Raw genomic sequence first — 14755 nt, 5'->3', positions numbered from 1 at the left:
CCCGAGGGATTCCTGCAGTTTGAGTTTTTCGGACTGCAGGCGTTTATGCAGCTCGTCTTCCTGCCGCTGCTTCTCCTGCGAAACTTGCTGGCGTTCGAGTACGACCTGTTGCTTGGCTTGTTCTATTTCGGATTTCTGGGCTTCGAGCGCCTCCACGCGTTTACGCCACTCGGATTCCATCTTTCCACGGAGGTCTTTCTTTATTTCTGCGGCCATGGCGTCTTCCATGACAAACAGATGCCCGCAATTGGGGCAGGTGACGTTTGTTCCCATAGTTCACATGATTTAGCCTGCGGTCAAATTACAGGCATTGGTACGCATTGTATCTGCGCAGCGGCAAAGTTAGCCGATTTTCGGTTTAGATTTCCGGGTGGCGGAACATTGGATATTCCAATCCTTTTTGTAGCTTACGGAATAGCACGGCCCAAGCCGCAGTTAAAAATCCCTTCCATACCTGATGAAAAATTTGCTACCCATTCTCGCACTTTTATGCTCGCAAAATATTAAAGCCCAAGACCCGGCTGAGGCAACGCAATTGGTTTATCATAACCAAAAGTTCTCCTGGTTCGTGCAAGCCGGGACGGACACCGCCATCATGCACGAAATAGGTCACAGCCGGTCGTTTAGGGGCGGCGGTTTGCGCATTTTAAGCGAGGACACGCTCTTCAGACAACCAGACGGCAACTTCACCGGCCGAAAAACCAGGCTCCGGAGGAATGGCGGCTGGGAGCTCATCACCCAAAACGGAAAAAAATATTCATATAAACTGCTCCAGCCTGCCGGTCCGATTGATAAATCCCAACTCAACAGCGCCTGGTACAACTCCCGGCAGGTATCACTTTGCCAAAAGTTAAGCGCCCGGTTCCCGCAATGGCGCTGCAATGCGGAAGTGCTCCACATTTGGGGCCAGTTGCCGGGCGAAGCCCTGGAGCACACCGGGTTCCGGGACCTCGCTGAAAAGCAATTGCGCAACATCGAAGACAGTGTGATAAACGTGGAAGAACGGAAAGACAGGATCACCCGGTACATTGGGGAACATATCAGGACAATGGAATTTTCCGCCGTTACCGACAGCCTGTATTATCTGCAACACGATAAGCCCTGGCGGAACCATCACTTCCGGACGGCCATCGATTCCATCGCTATGCATCAGCCAGCCTATTTTTACCGGTTAGCGGAAGCGCTGCCGGAGCAACGGTCCAATATCTTCTATGAAGGTGCGGAAATGAAAAAAGCACTCCCGGGATTGCAGGCAGTTGAGGGGCATGACGCGATGAAAACCGAGTTCCTGAAAGACAGGAAATCCCAACGCAAGTTACCGTATGTGGCGATTGCATCCGCCACTGCAGGCATGGCTTTGCTGGTGCTGGCGGTGGTGAGCCTCAAATAGCGGCCGGGAACTGAATAAAAAAAGGAGCCATTTCCCGAGAAATGACTCCTTTTTATTTGTATGTGCGGAAGAGGAGATTCGAACTCCCAAGCCCTTTCAGGCACTACCACCTCAAAGTAGCGCGTCTACCAATTTCGCCACCTCCGCGGGTGTTTAAGGTCGCAAAAATAAATTCTTTTCTGGTAATTCGATCATCGCGACATCAATTTTGAAAAATATTCTGACCGTATCGTTAACGTTTCCCTGATAATTAGTGATAATGTAGCCAACATTGAATAATATGCAACCGCTTATCCCTAACAATATAAACTAACCGGTGCTCATCAGTAATCCGGCGGCTCCAAAATCCCGCCAAATCGCCCTTTAACGGTTCCGGTTTTCCCATACCCTTAAAGGGCGAACGTAACGCATCCTTAATCAGCTCATTAATGCGCTCCAGGACTTTTTTATCTTGTTGTTGCCAATAAAGATAGTCTTCCCGGGCATGGGTCTGCCACGCTAACTCCATAGTTACTTTTCAATAAGTTTGTGTTTAACGGATTTTCCTTTATTCATTTCCGTTATTGCTTCTTCGAGTCTTTTACGGTTAGCCCTGGTACTTGTCAAATGTAACGTTTCCTGCAATGCGTTATACTCATCGAGGTCCATTACAACAACATTTTTTCCTTGGGATCGGGCAACAATTACAATTTCCCTGTCATCATTCACAGCATTAAGATTTTCCGTGAGATTACTGCGAAATTCTGAATAGTTAACAACTCTCATAAGTACGTATTTAAGTACAAAAATGCGTACTATATTCCAAATAAATACATAAAAAAACACCGGCTGGATAACCAGCCGGTGCTTAGTGCGGAGGAGGAGATTCGAACTCCCAAGCCCTTTCAGGCACTACCACCTCAAAGTAGCGCGTCTACCAATTTCGCCACCTCCGCGTGCGTTGTTGGGGTTGCAAAAATAAAGCCTTTTCACAAATATCCAAATAAAATTATTTCCGAAGCCAGATACGGAAGGTAGTACCCTTGTTTTGCTCCGACCATTTGACCGTCAGCCGCCCCTTGTGGTAGTCCTGGATGATGCGCCTGGCAAGGGAAAGCCCCAGCCCCCAGCCCCGCTTTTTGGTGCTGAAGCCCGGGCGGAAGATCTTTTCCTGCAGCCGCGCGGGGATGCCTTTCCCGGTGTCGGTTATGTCGATCGTGAGGTGGGCGGGGTGGTTTTCGATGAGTACTTGTATCTCGCCTTTGCCTTCCATGGCATCGAGTGCGTTTTTGAGCAGGTTTTCTATCACCCAGTCGAACAGTGTGGGCGAGATCATGGCCGACAGTTCCTGTTCGGCCGTTTGCAGCGTGAAATTTACTTTCTGCGGGGCGCGTTTCTTGATATAAGCCATCATGGCGGCCACCTGTTCCACCACGTTGCGTTCCTCCAGGCTGGGGACGCTCCCGATCTTGGAAAACCGGTCCGTAATCAGTTTGAGACGGTCCACATCCTTGCCGAGCTCGCCGGCGATAACGCGCGCTTCTTCGTTTTCCTTCAATATCTCCAGCCAGGCTTCCATGGAAGACAGCGGCGTCCCCAGCTGGTGGGCCGTTTCCTTCGCCATGCCCACCCATACCTGGTTCTGGACCGCGCGGTTGGTGGAAGACAAGGCGAAAAGCGTGAGCCCGATAAACAATGCCACCACGATCAGCTGGATATAGGGATAATACCGCACCTGCCGGAGGATGACGGAATCGCCGTAATAGATGTAATTATTGGAATGCGAGTCTACCGCCATAATGAAAGGCGGGTGCTGCTGCCGGAAATTCTCCAGCTGCCGCTCCAGGTACGCCGTATCGCGCACCACCAGTTGGGAATCGAGGTTGCGGTGGTCGATGATATGGCCCTGCTCGTCGGTCAGGATCAGGGGAATAGTGGTGTTGGTGGTCACGATCTCCACGGCCAGGTTCAGGTTCGCGTCGGGCGAAGCCTGCAGCAGTTCGCGGTTCGCTTCCACCCAGGTGGCTACTTTCTTCGTTTCCTCTTCCTGTATTTTTTCGGACAGGTTATTGACGAACCAGATGGTGGTTACGATGATAGCGACCGCCACTGCGATCAATGAGATTTTCCAGCCGGTAAATTGTCTAAACATCAGGATTCGGATAATGACGGCCATGCGGCCGTTAACAATAAACTAATTTAGTAATATTTGGAGGCTTTGTTGCATATTTGCAACGCTAAAAAATAATTAGTCAAGCCATAAACCTACGCATTTGTCAGTTCTGCCATCGGTCGCTGTTGTTATCCTGAACTGGAACGGAAGGAATTTCCTGGAGAAGTTCCTGCCATCCGTATGCGCTTCCGTATACGCCGGGCAATTGGATATCATCCTGGCCGACAATGCTTCTACCGACGACAGCGTGGCTTACACACAACAGCAATTCCCTTCTGTAAAGATCATCCGCAACGCCAGCAACAGCGGTTTCGCAGGCGGATATAACGAGGCCCTGCAGCATGTGGAGGCCGATATTTTCGTGTTGCTGAACCAGGACGTGGAAGTGGACCCCAATTGGATAGGGCCCGTTGTTGCGCACCTGCAGGCCAACCCCGACATGGCGGCCTGCCAGCCCAAACTCCGCGCCTGGGCCGAGCGAGACTGCTTTGAATATGCCGGTGCGGCCGGCGGCTGGATGGATATCCTGGGATACACCTTCTGCCGCGGGCGCATCCTGTATACGACGGAGAAAGATAACGGCCAGTACGACACCCCGCAGGACATATTCTGGGCCAGCGGCGCGGCGCTGTTCATCCGTGCTGCTGTTTACAGGGAGATGGGCGGATTCGATCCGTATTTCTTTGCGCATATGGAAGAGGTGGATCTCTGCTGGCGGCTGCAGCGGGCAGGATACCGGATCGGGTATTGCCCCGATTCTGTGGTATACCATGTGGGCGGCGGGAGCCTGCCGCAGGGGAACCCCAGGAAGCTGTACCTCAATTTCCGCAACAACCTTATCATGCTGCGCAAGAACCTCCATTTCCAGGAGCAATGGATCATCCTCTCGCAGCGCCTGGTACTGGATATGATGGCCGCCGCCAAAAGCCTCGTTTCCGGCAAGCCGAAAGATATGACAGCCATCTTCCGCGCGTACCGCGACTACTACCGCTGGCGCCGCGAAACCCGCAACCAGCCGCCGGACACTTTGCCCCGCAAGCGGCTGTTCGACCTGCACGGCGTTTTCCACGGCATCATGATCTGGCGCTACTATTTCCTGAACCGCCGCAAGTTCTCCGAGCTGTCCAAACCGGGGAAGAAATAAACGGGTTATTTGGACTTTGACATTTTACTTTGTAAGTTTGCACAGCGAAAAATTTGTATATGGAGCATACAGTTGAAAATAAGAATGATTTCACCCGCGACTGGGTATCTTCCTCCCGTTTCCTTTTCTACCTGAAACTGGCCTGCGTTCTGGGTTTTGTGCTGGGTGGCTGCTACAAGCTGTCGGAGCACCGTTATAAAAAGCCCAAGGTTACCGTACCCGAAAGCTCCCTTTACAGTCCGAAATACAAATAATCTCCGGATTGAAAAATATAGAAGCCGTGCTGTAAAGCGCGGCTTTTTTTATGCCCCTCCAACGTTATTTCACCAGGTGGCCGGTATGATTTTCGTCATTTTCCCGGTTCTCATTTCATTACAACAATTGCCGGATCCACTCCATCCACCGGTAATTTTACCTGATCCGTTGTTTGTAGTTCTGGTCCACGGAGATCACTGATAAAGCATGCAACACAACGACTTTTTAATTCTTCCCCCAACTTCTCAACTTGATCCAATTTTACCTGATCCGAAATCAACCCGGAACTAACCAAAAACAAAAAAGCCTGACTGCTATGCAATCAGGCTTCTGTTTCTGAGCGGAAGACCGGGCTCGAACCGGCCACCCCGACCTTGGCAAGGTCGTGCTCTACCAAATGAGCTACTTCCGCTTGTCCGTTTTGGGATTGCAAAAATAGGAAAGAGTTTGAATTCAGCAAATTATATTCTCAAAAAATTCAAAAAAAATATTCCCCTGTGCATCGGCTCCCTTTGTAGCCCGCGCCCATACTGGAAATGCGCACTTACCGTTATTAAAGAAATTAATTTATCATTGTACAAATTTTGGAAGCGAGACTATTCCGCATATGCACAAATCTATCCCGGCCGCTTGCCTGCTCACCCTGTTTTTCGCATGCAACAACAACAGCCAGCAGGCCAAGGCCCCTGTCCAACAGGAACAAACCATATCACGGCCCGATAACTTCGCAGCAGACATCGATTTCCTGCGGGCATTCACTTCGCCGGCCGTATTGAAAGACAGCACCAGCAAATCCGCCATCGCCATCGTTGCCGGATGGCAGGGCCGCGTAATGAGCTCTACCGTGGCCGACGACGGCCGCAGCTTCGGATTCCTCAATTACGGCACCATCGAAAACGGGAAACAATTTCATTTCAGCACCTTCGGCGGGGAAGACCGCCTCCTCTTCGGCCCCTTGCCCGACAGCACGGCGCTTGTTCCGAACGATTCCCTTCCCGCCACGCCGCTCCCCGATCCGCTACGCGACTCCGTCCTGCTACGCCAGGTGCCCTCCGCAAAAGGCGTCATCACCCTGGAAGGCGACGCGCTGCTCCCCAATTCCAAAAACAATCCCCTCAACGCACATATCACCCGCACCATCACGCTCCTCTCCCGCCGCGACCTGCACAACTATCTCGGCGCCGACATCCACCGGAGCGTCCACGCCGTAGGCTTCCATTCCGACAACATTCTCCTCAACACCGGTACCCAGCGCTGGGACACCTCCCATGGCACCACCGCCATCCGCATCCGCGGCATGTTTGCCGCCGGCCCGCAGTCCGTCGGCATCATCCCCCTCCGCAAAGGCGGCAAGGTGCATACGGGCACGGAAATACCCAAAGAACGCTTCCTCGTGAAAAACAATGTCGCCTTTTTCCGGGCCGACGGCAACTTCGAAATGGAACTGGGTGTTCAACAGGCTTCGGCGCTAAATTTCATGGGTATTTACGATCCCGAACGCAAGCTGCTGACCGTAATCCAATTCACTCTGCCGCGCAACCCCGCGCTGTACCTCGGCGCAACCGCGACGGACACGCGCGCGGAAGTGCTCACCATCCGCAACAACGGACCGGAAAACACCGTTGCGCGGGGCAGGTTCGTGGAAGTGCAAAGCACCTCCCCGGCCGCATTGCTGAAACCCAAAGGCAGGATGCAACACTTCCACCGCACCATCCACCTGGAAGGCAGCGAAAAACATCTCGGAGACATCACAAAGAAGATTTTCGGAGTTAACCTGAAAGAAATTACGACGGCGCTACCCTGATCAGAGCGGTTTGATCTCGAGGTTGTAGATATCTCGCAGCCGGAGCAGTGTGAGGTCCAGGCTGGCTTTGGGGATACCGATTTCCATGCTGCAGAATAACTGGATATCCTGCTTGTGCACGGTGCAATTGTTCTGCTTCACCACCATCATCACTTCGTTGAGGATCGTATAATCAAATACGAGCAGGAAGCGCGCTTCCACGTTTTTCTGCACAGCAGGTATCAGTTGCAGGGACATCGCGCCGCTCATCTTGTATGCATTGATGAGCCCCGGCACGCCCAGCAGGGTGCCTCCGAAATAACGCACCACCACCACCAGCACGTCGGTCAGCTGCTTGCTGTCGATCTGCCCGAGAATTGGTTTCCCGGCCGATCCCGCGGGCTCGCCGTCGTCTACCGCGCGGAACTGCGTACCGTCTGTCCCCAGCCTGTACGCATAGCAATGGTGCGTGGCTTTGGGGTGTTCCTTTTTCACTTCCTGCAGGCATTCTTTCACCTGGTCGGTATTTTTAACCGGGAAGGCGTAAGCGAGGAACTTGCTGCCCCGGTCTTTGAATTCGGCTACTGACTTTTTTTCAATCGTATAATAAACGTTCATTTCCTGGTTTTAAGTAAAGGCGGGGACAAAGGTATCGATCCTGTCGCCAGCGATGTAAGCGCTTTCTTTCAGCAGTGCGTTTTTAAGCACGGGCGCCGGCAAACCGCCGCTTAATGCCATCTGGCCGGTGATGACGCGCGCCTCGTCCCAATGCCCGCCGCTGATAAACTGTTGCAACAGCAAAGCGCCGCCTTCCACGATCACGCTGAGGACAGATTCCTTATGCAGCTGCGCGAGCACCTGGGGCACGAGGGCCTGCTCCGCATCGATTTCCGCGGAAGTAAGAATGAGCGTGCGCACCGATCCGTCTTTTACATAATGGCTCCCCGGCACCTTGCTGTCGAGATCCAGCACGATGCGGACCGGCGACTTCCCCGGCCAGAGGCGGGCCGTGAGCCGTGGATTATCCAGCAAAGCAGTTTGCGTACCCACCATGATACCCGCTTCTTCCGTACGCCAGCGATGCACGAGGCGATCGGCAAACGGGTTGGAAATGCGGACAGGAGAGCGGTCGGGCGGGGCGATGAAACCATCGGCCGATTGCGCCCATTTGAGTACGACATAAGGCCGCAGCTGTTCATGGAAGGTGAAGAACCGGCGGTTGAGGTAACGGCAGGCATCTTCCAGTACGCCCACGGTTACGCCGATGCCGGCCTGCCGGAGTTTTTCGATGCCTTTACCGGCTACTTTAGAGAAGAGGTCCACACACCCGATCACCACTTCCGGGATATTCTGCGCTATTACGAGATCGGCGCAGGGCGGCGTTTTGCCGTGATGCGCGCAGGGCTCCAGGGAAACATAGAGGGTAGACCTGGGGATGAGCTCCTGCAGTTCCGGGGGCACGCTGTTGACGCAGTTCACTTCGGCATGGGGGCCTCCCCAGAAATGGTGGTCCCCTTCGCCGATGATCCCCCCTTCCTGCACGAGCACCGCGCCAACCATAGGGTTGGGCGATACATGCCCGGAACCTTTCAGCGCCAGGCCGATGCAACGTTGCATAAAAAATTCGTGCGGGTGGGTGTTGCTCATTTACGTTATAAAGGAATTGCAGTAAACAACAAAAATAGGCACTAGGAAGGCATTTGCCAAGTCGGGCATGATGTACATGCTGGCGTTGTTTCAACCCTGATAAGATAAATTAACATTCCATTATGTTAATTGTTGATCCTAACAAAAATAGAGTTGATATAATTTCCTTATTTGCAGCCGGATGAAAATTTCCCTTCCATGCAACCCATCAAAAAACTCATGAAATCAAATGCCATCACGATGATGTGCATCCTGGCCGCCTCTTTATGCCATGCGCAGGAAAAAAATGTCTATGCCGAAACGCTCGCCCGCCTTTCCCTGAAAGCGGATTCCCTGTCAGGGGACGAATACGCTGCTTTCAATAAAAAACATTTCCAACGCGAAATCATCTTATTGCCCTATGTCCGTTATTTCAAGGCAGACCACCTGCTGATCTCGCTGCAGGAGAATTCCGACCACAAGTTTGACCGGTTCAGTTTTCAAAACAAATATGACTTTTACAAAGGATTGGAAAGATGGCCCACACCGGGTTTGGCAACATTAGTGGATACCACCGTCGTCCAGGCGGGGAATGCGCAATACCTGGTGGTTCGCTTCCATCTACTGGGCGAAGCCTATCTTTCATTTTTTTCGGAGCTGTACAACACTGACAAATATCTCTTCGGAAAGATAAAATGCAGGGCTGAAGACATTCCTTCGGCGCGCGAATTCCTGAAAACGATCCTGCCGGAACCATAGCATATCGCCGGCGATTATCTCTATCAATAAATTGATAATCAATAATATAAACCGGCCCGCACACGATATGCAACTATTCATTATGTTTGCGAAAATTTCGATCCGGCGGCCCTGCCGCTGTTTCGCCGTATAACATGACGATCCAATCCGCATTTGCAAACCTTACCAGCGCCCTCCGCCCCATGTACGACATGCGGGAAGCGGCCAATATCGGCCATCTCCTCATGGAACATATCACCGGGCTTGGCAAGCTGGACCGCATCGTGCACAAGGATATGGACCTTACCCCGCCCTGGGAAGCGAGGTACAACGAGGGACTGGAGCAACTGCTTGCCGGCAGGCCCATCCAGCACATTACGGGCAAAAGCTGGTTTTACGGGATGGAACTGATCGTCAACGACCAGGTGCTGATCCCCCGGCCGGAAACGGAAGAACTCGTGGAATGGGTGCTGCTCGATCATCCTTCCCAACCCGCCCTCCGCTTGCTGGATATCGGTACGGGCAGCGGATGCATCCCTATCGCGTTGAAAAAACACTGGCCTTCGGCCGATATCTGGGCGATGGATGTGAGCCCCGGCGCATTGTCTGTAGCCGGCCGCAACGCACAGATGCAACATACGCCGATCAATTTCGTGCAGCAGGATGTACTGGAGCCCAAAGCCGCCGCGCTCCTCCCCTGCCTGAATATCATCATCAGCAACCCGCCTTACATCCCGGAGAAGGAAAAAGCGGATATGGCAGTGAATGTGCAGCACTTTGAGCCGTCCGCTGCCTTGTTTGTGCCCGACAACGATCCCCTGCTCTTCTACCGGCGCATCGGCCAGCTGGCCATGGAGCGCCTCGACCCCGGGGGTAAATTGTATTTCGAGATCCACGAGGATTACGGGCCGGAAGTGAAGGCTGAACTGGAAAAGCAGCGGTTCCACGACGTGATCCTGAAGAAGGATATGTTCGGGAAAAACCGGATGGTGCGTGCTTCTAAGGCATAAAAAAACTGCACCCGTTGCGGATGCAGTTTCCTGATGTAATAAAGTATAACCGGCCGGTTACCTGGCAGGCGCATTTTGCGGCTTGGCGGTGCCCAGTACCGTTTTGGCGCCCAGCTCCCTTGCGATCTGCATAACGGATACCACGGCGCTGATGGGAACGGATTCTTCGGCGTTGATCACGACGGTAGGATCCACTTCCCCGGCGGGAATCTTGGAAGCCAGGATGGCCTGTAGCTCGGCGAAGGAAACGGGGTTGGTGCCCACGAAAAACTTTTGCCCCGCATCGATGCTCACCACCACCGTTTGCTTGGCTTTGGTGTTGGAAGCGGCTTTCGGCAACGCCAGCTTGATGACGTTGGGGTTGGCCAGGGTGGAGACGATGAGGAAGAACAGCAGCAGGATGAACAGGATGTCGTTCAACGCGCCGTTGTGCATTTCCGCATGTCTTTTATTTCGGCTCCGCAGGTTCATGTTGATTCTGTTTCTTTTGAATGATTAGCGTTTTACCGGCTCCAGGAGCACGTCGATGAACTCGGAGGAAGCGGCTTCCATCTTATTCACCACCTTGTCGATCTGGGCCTGCAGGTAGCTGTAACCTACGTAGGCGACCAGGCCGATGATCAGACCTGCGGCGGAGGTCACCATTTTCACGTAAATCCCCCCGGCGATGGTGCTCAGGGTAATATCGGAAGTCTGCGAGATGTTGAAGAAAGTCTGGATCATCCCTGCGATGGTTCCCAAAAACCCGAACATGGGCGCGATGCCGGCGATGATGGACAGTATCACGAGGTTCTTTTCCATCTTGTACACTTCCAGCTTGCCTACGTTCTCCATCGACTTCTCGATACTGTCTACCGGTTTGCCGATGCGCTGGATGCCTTTATCGATCATCCGCGCGATGGGGCCCTGCGTGTTTTTCGAGAGCGAGCGGGCGGCGCTGATATTGTCGGAAGTGATGTGGTCGCGGATCATCGGCATGAAATTGCTTTCCATTTTACCGGCGCGGGCGATGGTCAGGTATCTTTCCACGAATACATAAATAGCGATCACGGAAAGCACCCCCAGGGGGATCATCAGCGGTCCGCCTTTTACGATCATATCCCACAGCTTCATTTCCTGCGCGGCGCCGGCGGCTCCCTGGGCGGCCGTAGCCACGGTGTCGGCCTTCGGCAACAGCAGCGAATCCTGCATAAACGTTACGAGTCCTAGCAACATGTATTAAATTTTCGTTCTTTTTTGTATTAACAAGGGATCAAAGTAATAATAAAAACGCATTCCCCGGCAATAAATTATACGGCACGCTCTTCCCATACACGGGCGAGCTGAATGATCACATCAACGGCTTTCTGCATGTCCTGCACGCTTACATATTCATGCTTCGAATGCAGCGCCATCTCCCCGGTGAAGATATTGGGGCAGGGCAATCCCATGAAGGAAAGCCTCGAACCATCCGTTCCCCCGCGGATGCTCATCTTCAGCGGCTCCACGCCCGCGCGCCGGATCGCTTCTTCCGCATTGGCAGCCACTTCAGGATGCTTGTCCAGCACCTCTTTCATATTGCGGTACTGCTCCTTCACCTCGAAAGTGGCCGTAGCGCCGGGGTGCCTGGCGATCACGGATTCCATGATCCTGCGCAGGTAAAACTCATGCCCTTCCAGCTCCGCCGTGGTGAAATCACGGATGATGAATTCGATTTCCGCCTTTTCGGTAATGCCGTCGATTCGCACAGGATGAATGAATCCCTGGCGGTCTTCCGTGGTTTCCGGGCTGAGGATGTCCTTCGGCAGCGAATGCAATATTTCCGCGGCGATCTTGATAGCGCTCACCAGTTTGCCTTTGGCCGCGCCGGGATGGGCGCTGACGCCGTGGATGGTGATTTTTACGCCATCGGCCGAGAAGGTCTCGTCTTCCAGCGCGCCCAGTTCGCCCCCGTCCATCGTATACCCGAAATCTGCGCCGAGCTTCTGCATGTCTACATGCTGAACGCCGCGGCCCACTTCTTCGTCGGGCGTGAAGAGGATGCGGATCTTGCCGTGTGGGATTTCGGGGTGCTGGATGAGGTATTGCGCCGCGTCCATGATTTCTGCGACACCGGCCTTGTTATCCGCGCCCAGCAAGGTTTTGCCGCTGGCGGTGATGATATCGTCGCCGGTCTTCTGCGCGAGGTACGGATGTTCCTTCACGGAAATGACTTGCGAGGGATCATCGGGCAGCACGATGTCTGACCCATCATAGTTTTTATGCACGATGGGCTTCACGTCTTTCCCCGAACAATCGGGCGCTGTGTCCATATGCGCGCAGAGGCAGATAACGGGCACATTTTTACCGGAAGTAGCGGGAATGGTGGCATATACATATCCGTGTTCATCCAGCTCTGCGTCTGCGATGCCAATTTGCTGCAATTCCTGTACCAGGATGCGGGCCAGGTCTTTTTGCTTTTCGGTGGAAGGGAAAGTAGTGCTTTGCGGATCGGATTGAGTGTCTACCGTTACATAGCGGAGGAAGCGCCCGGTAACGGAGTATGCATATTGTTTGTCCATATTGGGATGGGTATAAAAAGTGAAAGTAAAAAGCAGCGGACCACTTTTTACTTTCAGGAAATGTATAAGGAGGACCGGTTAAACGATCTCTACCAGTTCGATGTCGAAGATCAGGGGCTCGCCTGCCAGGGGATGGTTGGCGTCGAGGGTGATGAATTCGTCGGTGATGGCAACAACTTTCACCGGGAACACCTGGCCCTGGGGGTTGCTCATCTGCAGGTCCATACCCACTTGCGGGTTCAGGTCTGCGGGGATATTGGATTTCGGGAATTCCATGATCAGCTCCTCGCTTTTCGGGCCATATGCTTCTTCTACTGCAATGTTCAGCGTTCTTTTATCGCCGGGCTTCATGTCGAGCACGCCATTGTCAAAACCTCTGATCACCATACCGGCGCCCACTTTGAACTCAAGCGGATCCCTGCCTTCGGAGGAGTCAAAAGTATTGCCATTTTGTAACCGCCCGTGGTAATGTACGCGAACGGTATCGCCGGTCTTAACTTGTTGCATATAAAATATTTAAAATAAGATAATAGAAGGTGAAGGTACGTTTTTTGTTTTTTATTTACGGTTTGCCACCTTATTTTGTTGTATTCAACCCGAATTTGCATGAATAGCTTCCTCAAACTGCTGATGCTCTGCTGCCTCCCCGCCACCCTGCTGGCGCAGCAGCCCAACGTGCGCACCGCCGCGCAACGGACCGACGCTTACCTCCCGCTGCTGAAAGGCAAACGGGTAGGGTTGCTCGTTAACCAGACTTCCATGATCAGCCCCAGCGCCCACCTCGTGGATTCGCTCCTGTCCCTGAAAGTCAATATCGTGAAGATCTTCAGCCCCGAACATGGTTTCAGGGGCACGGCCGATGCGGGCGAAAAAGTAGGCAACAGCCGCGACAGCCGTACCGGCCTCCCCATCGTTTCCCTCTACGGTTCGCACCGGCAGGCTACCGCGGCCGACCTTGCGGATGTGGATGTGCTGGTTTTTGACGTGCAGGACGTGGGCGTGCGGTTCTATACCTATATCTCCACGCTGGAAGAACTGATGGTATCCGCCGCGGAGAACAACAAACCCCTCATCGTCCTCGACCGGCCCAATCCCAACGGCCATTACATCGACGGCCCCATCCTCGACACCCGCTTCCGCTCCTTCGTGGGCATGCAGCCCATCCCCACCGTGCATGGCATGACCGTCGGCGAATACGCTAAAATGTTGAATGGCGAAGGCTGGTTGAAAGGTAAAGTGCAGTGTGCGCTCACCGTCGTCCCCTGCGAAAACTACGACCATAACACCATGTACCAGTTGCCGGTAAAGCCCTCGCCGAACCTGCCCAATATGCGGAGCATCTACCTCTACCCTTCGACCTGCCTGTTCGAGGGCACCGTCTTCAGCCTGGGCCGCGGTACCGACAAGCCTTTCCAGGTGTACGGGCACCCCTTGCTGCCTAAAAACGGGTTTTCCTTTACGCCGAAAAGCGTGCCGGGCGCGAAGTCGCCGGTGCTGATGGATTCCCTCTGCTACGGCTTCGACCTCACCACCATCGATCCCCTGACCGATGAAATCGACCTGAGCTATATTATCAATGCTTACCAGCTGTTCCCGGAGAAAGCGCGTTTTTTCAACAACTTCTTCGACAAGCTGGCGGGCAACGACGTTTTGCGGAAGCAGATCCAGCAGGGTATGACGGCCGAAGCGATCCGCAAGAGCTGGGAACCGGGTTTGCAGCGTTTCGCAAACATCCGCAAGAAATACCTGTTGTATACCGATTTCTAAATTGAATACATTTGCACCCATGAGAATCATTTTTATGGGAACGCCCGACTTCGCCGTGGCCTCGCTGGATGCGCTGGTTAAAAACGGATACAACGTCGTGGCCGTGATCACCGCGCCCGACAAACCTGCCGGCCGTGGCCTCCAGTTACAGCAAAGCGCCGTGAAACAGTACGCGGTTCAGCATAATATACCTGTTCTCCAGCCCGAGAAGCTGAAAAACCCCGACTTCCTCGAGGAGTTGCGCGGTTACCAGGCCGATCTGCAGGTGGTAGTGGCGTTCAGGATGTTGCCGGAGATAGTATGGAATATGCCCCCAAAAGGAACCATTAATTTACATGGTTCGCTGTTAC

General features: G+C 53.4%; 17 protein-coding genes, 3 tRNA genes and 1 pseudogene. 8 read left to right on the top strand and 13 right to left on the bottom strand.

Going from position 1 to position 14755, the window contains the following annotated elements:
- Window positions 1–273: pseudogene (locus Q0510_RS01835) on the bottom strand (hypothetical protein); the annotation flags it as partial.
- Window positions 274–568: 295 nt separating this feature from the next.
- On the opposite strand from Q0510_RS01835, the gene Q0510_RS01830 reads away from it, so the two are divergent.
- Complete coding sequence (locus Q0510_RS01830; protein WP_298707691.1) at window positions 569–1390, top strand: hypothetical protein; 822 nt, start codon at window positions 569–571, stop codon at window positions 1388–1390.
- 63 nt (window positions 1391–1453) lie between these two features.
- On the opposite strand, the gene Q0510_RS01825 is transcribed toward Q0510_RS01830, so the two are convergent.
- The 5 genes from Q0510_RS01825 to Q0510_RS01805 form a co-directional block, all read right to left on the bottom strand.
- Window positions 1454–1537: transfer RNA gene (locus tag Q0510_RS01825), tRNA-Leu, on the bottom strand.
- Window positions 1538–1640: 103 nt separating this feature from the next.
- A complete protein-coding gene (locus Q0510_RS01820) occupies window positions 1641–1898 on the bottom strand; it encodes a Txe/YoeB family addiction module toxin (protein WP_298707689.1) in 258 nt (85 codons plus the stop codon).
- Window positions 1899–1900: 2 nt separating this feature from the next.
- On the bottom strand, window positions 1901–2155 hold the full coding sequence (locus Q0510_RS01815; protein WP_298707687.1) for a type II toxin-antitoxin system Phd/YefM family antitoxin: 255 nt from the start codon (window positions 2153–2155) through the stop codon (window positions 1901–1903).
- A gap of 86 nt (window positions 2156–2241) precedes the next feature.
- A tRNA-Leu gene (locus Q0510_RS01810) sits at window positions 2242–2325 on the bottom strand.
- Window positions 2326–2378: 53 nt separating this feature from the next.
- Window positions 2379–3521: a HAMP domain-containing sensor histidine kinase gene (locus Q0510_RS01805; RefSeq protein ID WP_298707685.1), complete on the bottom strand. Its 1143-nt coding sequence runs from the start codon at window positions 3519–3521 to the stop codon at window positions 2379–2381.
- Window positions 3522–3642: 121 nt separating this feature from the next.
- On the opposite strand from Q0510_RS01805, the gene Q0510_RS01800 reads away from it, so the two are divergent.
- Window positions 3643–4686 carry a glycosyltransferase family 2 protein gene (locus Q0510_RS01800; protein ID WP_298707684.1) on the top strand — a complete coding sequence of 348 codons (1044 nt, stop codon included), beginning with the start codon at window positions 3643–3645 and terminating at the stop codon, window positions 4684–4686.
- A 59-nt stretch (window positions 4687–4745) separates the two neighbouring features.
- Window positions 4746–4940 carry a hypothetical protein gene (locus Q0510_RS01795; RefSeq protein WP_298707683.1) on the top strand — a complete coding sequence of 65 codons (195 nt, stop codon included), beginning with the start codon at window positions 4746–4748 and terminating at the stop codon, window positions 4938–4940.
- Window positions 4941–5280: 340 nt separating this feature from the next.
- On the opposite strand, the gene Q0510_RS01790 is transcribed toward Q0510_RS01795, so the two are convergent.
- Window positions 5281–5353 (bottom strand) — tRNA-Gly (locus Q0510_RS01790).
- Between the two features lie 195 nt (window positions 5354–5548).
- Here Q0510_RS01790 and Q0510_RS01785 point away from each other — a divergent pair.
- Window positions 5549–6745: a DUF6786 family protein gene (locus Q0510_RS01785; RefSeq protein ID WP_298707681.1), complete on the top strand. Its 1197-nt coding sequence runs from the start codon at window positions 5549–5551 to the stop codon at window positions 6743–6745.
- Here Q0510_RS01785 and Q0510_RS01780 read toward each other — a convergent pair whose 3' ends face one another.
- Together Q0510_RS01780 and ribD are read right to left on the bottom strand one after the other, a co-directional pair.
- Window positions 6746–7342: a YigZ family protein gene (locus Q0510_RS01780; protein WP_298707679.1), complete on the bottom strand. Its 597-nt coding sequence runs from the start codon at window positions 7340–7342 to the stop codon at window positions 6746–6748.
- A gap of 9 nt (window positions 7343–7351) precedes the next feature.
- A complete protein-coding gene (gene ribD, locus Q0510_RS01775) occupies window positions 7352–8341 on the bottom strand; it encodes a bifunctional diaminohydroxyphosphoribosylaminopyrimidine deaminase/5-amino-6-(5-phosphoribosylamino)uracil reductase RibD (protein ID WP_298707678.1) in 990 nt (329 codons plus the stop codon).
- Between the two features lie 228 nt (window positions 8342–8569).
- On the opposite strand from ribD, the gene Q0510_RS01770 reads away from it, so the two are divergent.
- Together Q0510_RS01770 and prmC are read left to right on the top strand one after the other, a co-directional pair.
- Window positions 8570–9109, top strand: coding sequence for a hypothetical protein (locus Q0510_RS01770; protein WP_298707676.1), 540 nt, complete (start codon window positions 8570–8572; stop codon window positions 9107–9109).
- 134 nt (window positions 9110–9243) lie between these two features.
- Window positions 9244–10098: a peptide chain release factor N(5)-glutamine methyltransferase gene (gene prmC, locus Q0510_RS01765; RefSeq protein ID WP_298707674.1), complete on the top strand. Its 855-nt coding sequence runs from the start codon at window positions 9244–9246 to the stop codon at window positions 10096–10098.
- A 57-nt stretch (window positions 10099–10155) separates the two neighbouring features.
- Here prmC and Q0510_RS01760 read toward each other — a convergent pair whose 3' ends face one another.
- The 4 genes from Q0510_RS01760 to Q0510_RS01745 all read right to left on the bottom strand — a co-directional run bounded on the left by Q0510_RS01760 (window position 10156) and on the right by Q0510_RS01745 (window position 13145).
- Entirely contained in the window at window positions 10156–10569 is a 414-nt protein-coding gene (locus tag Q0510_RS01760; protein WP_298707673.1) for a biopolymer transporter ExbD, read from the bottom strand.
- Window positions 10570–10593: 24 nt separating this feature from the next.
- Window positions 10594–11313, bottom strand: coding sequence for a MotA/TolQ/ExbB proton channel family protein (locus tag Q0510_RS01755; RefSeq protein WP_298707671.1), 720 nt, complete (start codon window positions 11311–11313; stop codon window positions 10594–10596).
- 74 nt (window positions 11314–11387) lie between these two features.
- Window positions 11388–12638, bottom strand: coding sequence for a peptidase T (gene pepT / locus Q0510_RS01750; RefSeq protein WP_298707669.1), 1251 nt, complete (start codon window positions 12636–12638; stop codon window positions 11388–11390).
- 78 nt (window positions 12639–12716) lie between these two features.
- A complete protein-coding gene (locus tag Q0510_RS01745; RefSeq protein ID WP_298707668.1) occupies window positions 12717–13145 on the bottom strand; it encodes a peptidylprolyl isomerase in 429 nt (142 codons plus the stop codon).
- A 99-nt stretch (window positions 13146–13244) separates the two neighbouring features.
- Between Q0510_RS01745 and Q0510_RS01740 the strand changes: the two genes are divergently transcribed.
- Complete coding sequence (locus tag Q0510_RS01740) at window positions 13245–14405, top strand: DUF1343 domain-containing protein (RefSeq protein WP_298707666.1); 1161 nt, start codon at window positions 13245–13247, stop codon at window positions 14403–14405.
- Window positions 14406–14424: 19 nt separating this feature from the next.
- Window positions 14425–14755, top strand: a 331-nt coding sequence (locus Q0510_RS01735) for a methionyl-tRNA formyltransferase (protein WP_298707664.1), incomplete at its 3' end; no start/stop codon positions are given.

Source organism: uncultured Chitinophaga sp., from assembly GCF_937874145.1.
Classification (GTDB): domain Bacteria; phylum Bacteroidota; class Bacteroidia; order Chitinophagales; family Chitinophagaceae; genus Chitinophaga.
This window is presented reverse-complemented; position numbering and strand designations above follow the sequence as displayed.

Coding starts and splice junctions, on each gene's coding strand:
- Q0510_RS01805 (WP_298707685.1), bottom strand. CDS start 3,521: ATGTTTAGACAATTTACCGGCTGGAAAATCTCATTGATCGCAGTGGCG.
- Q0510_RS01745 (WP_298707668.1), bottom strand. CDS start 13,145: ATGCAACAAGTTAAGACCGGCGATACCGTTCGCGTACATTACCACGGG.
- ribD (WP_298707678.1), bottom strand. CDS start 8,341: ATGCAACGTTGCATCGGCCTGGCGCTGAAAGGTTCCGGGCATGTATCG.
- Q0510_RS01820 (WP_298707689.1), bottom strand. CDS start 1,898: ATGGAGTTAGCGTGGCAGACCCATGCCCGGGAAGACTATCTTTATTGG.
- Q0510_RS01815 (WP_298707687.1), bottom strand. CDS start 2,155: ATGAGAGTTGTTAACTATTCAGAATTTCGCAGTAATCTCACGGAAAAT.
- Q0510_RS01785 (WP_298707681.1), top strand. CDS start 5,549: ATGCACAAATCTATCCCGGCCGCTTGCCTGCTCACCCTGTTTTTCGCA.
- pepT (WP_298707669.1), bottom strand. CDS start 12,638: ATGGACAAACAATATGCATACTCCGTTACCGGGCGCTTCCTCCGCTAT.
- Q0510_RS01740 (WP_298707666.1), top strand. CDS start 13,245: ATGAATAGCTTCCTCAAACTGCTGATGCTCTGCTGCCTCCCCGCCACC.
- prmC (WP_298707674.1), top strand. CDS start 9,244: ATGACGATCCAATCCGCATTTGCAAACCTTACCAGCGCCCTCCGCCCC.
- Q0510_RS01780 (WP_298707679.1), bottom strand. CDS start 7,342: ATGAACGTTTATTATACGATTGAAAAAAAGTCAGTAGCCGAATTCAAA.
- Q0510_RS01795 (WP_298707683.1), top strand. CDS start 4,746: ATGGAGCATACAGTTGAAAATAAGAATGATTTCACCCGCGACTGGGTA.
- Q0510_RS01755 (WP_298707671.1), bottom strand. CDS start 11,313: ATGTTGCTAGGACTCGTAACGTTTATGCAGGATTCGCTGCTGTTGCCG.
- Q0510_RS01760 (WP_298707673.1), bottom strand. CDS start 10,569: ATGAACCTGCGGAGCCGAAATAAAAGACATGCGGAAATGCACAACGGC.
- Q0510_RS01770 (WP_298707676.1), top strand. CDS start 8,570: ATGCAACCCATCAAAAAACTCATGAAATCAAATGCCATCACGATGATG.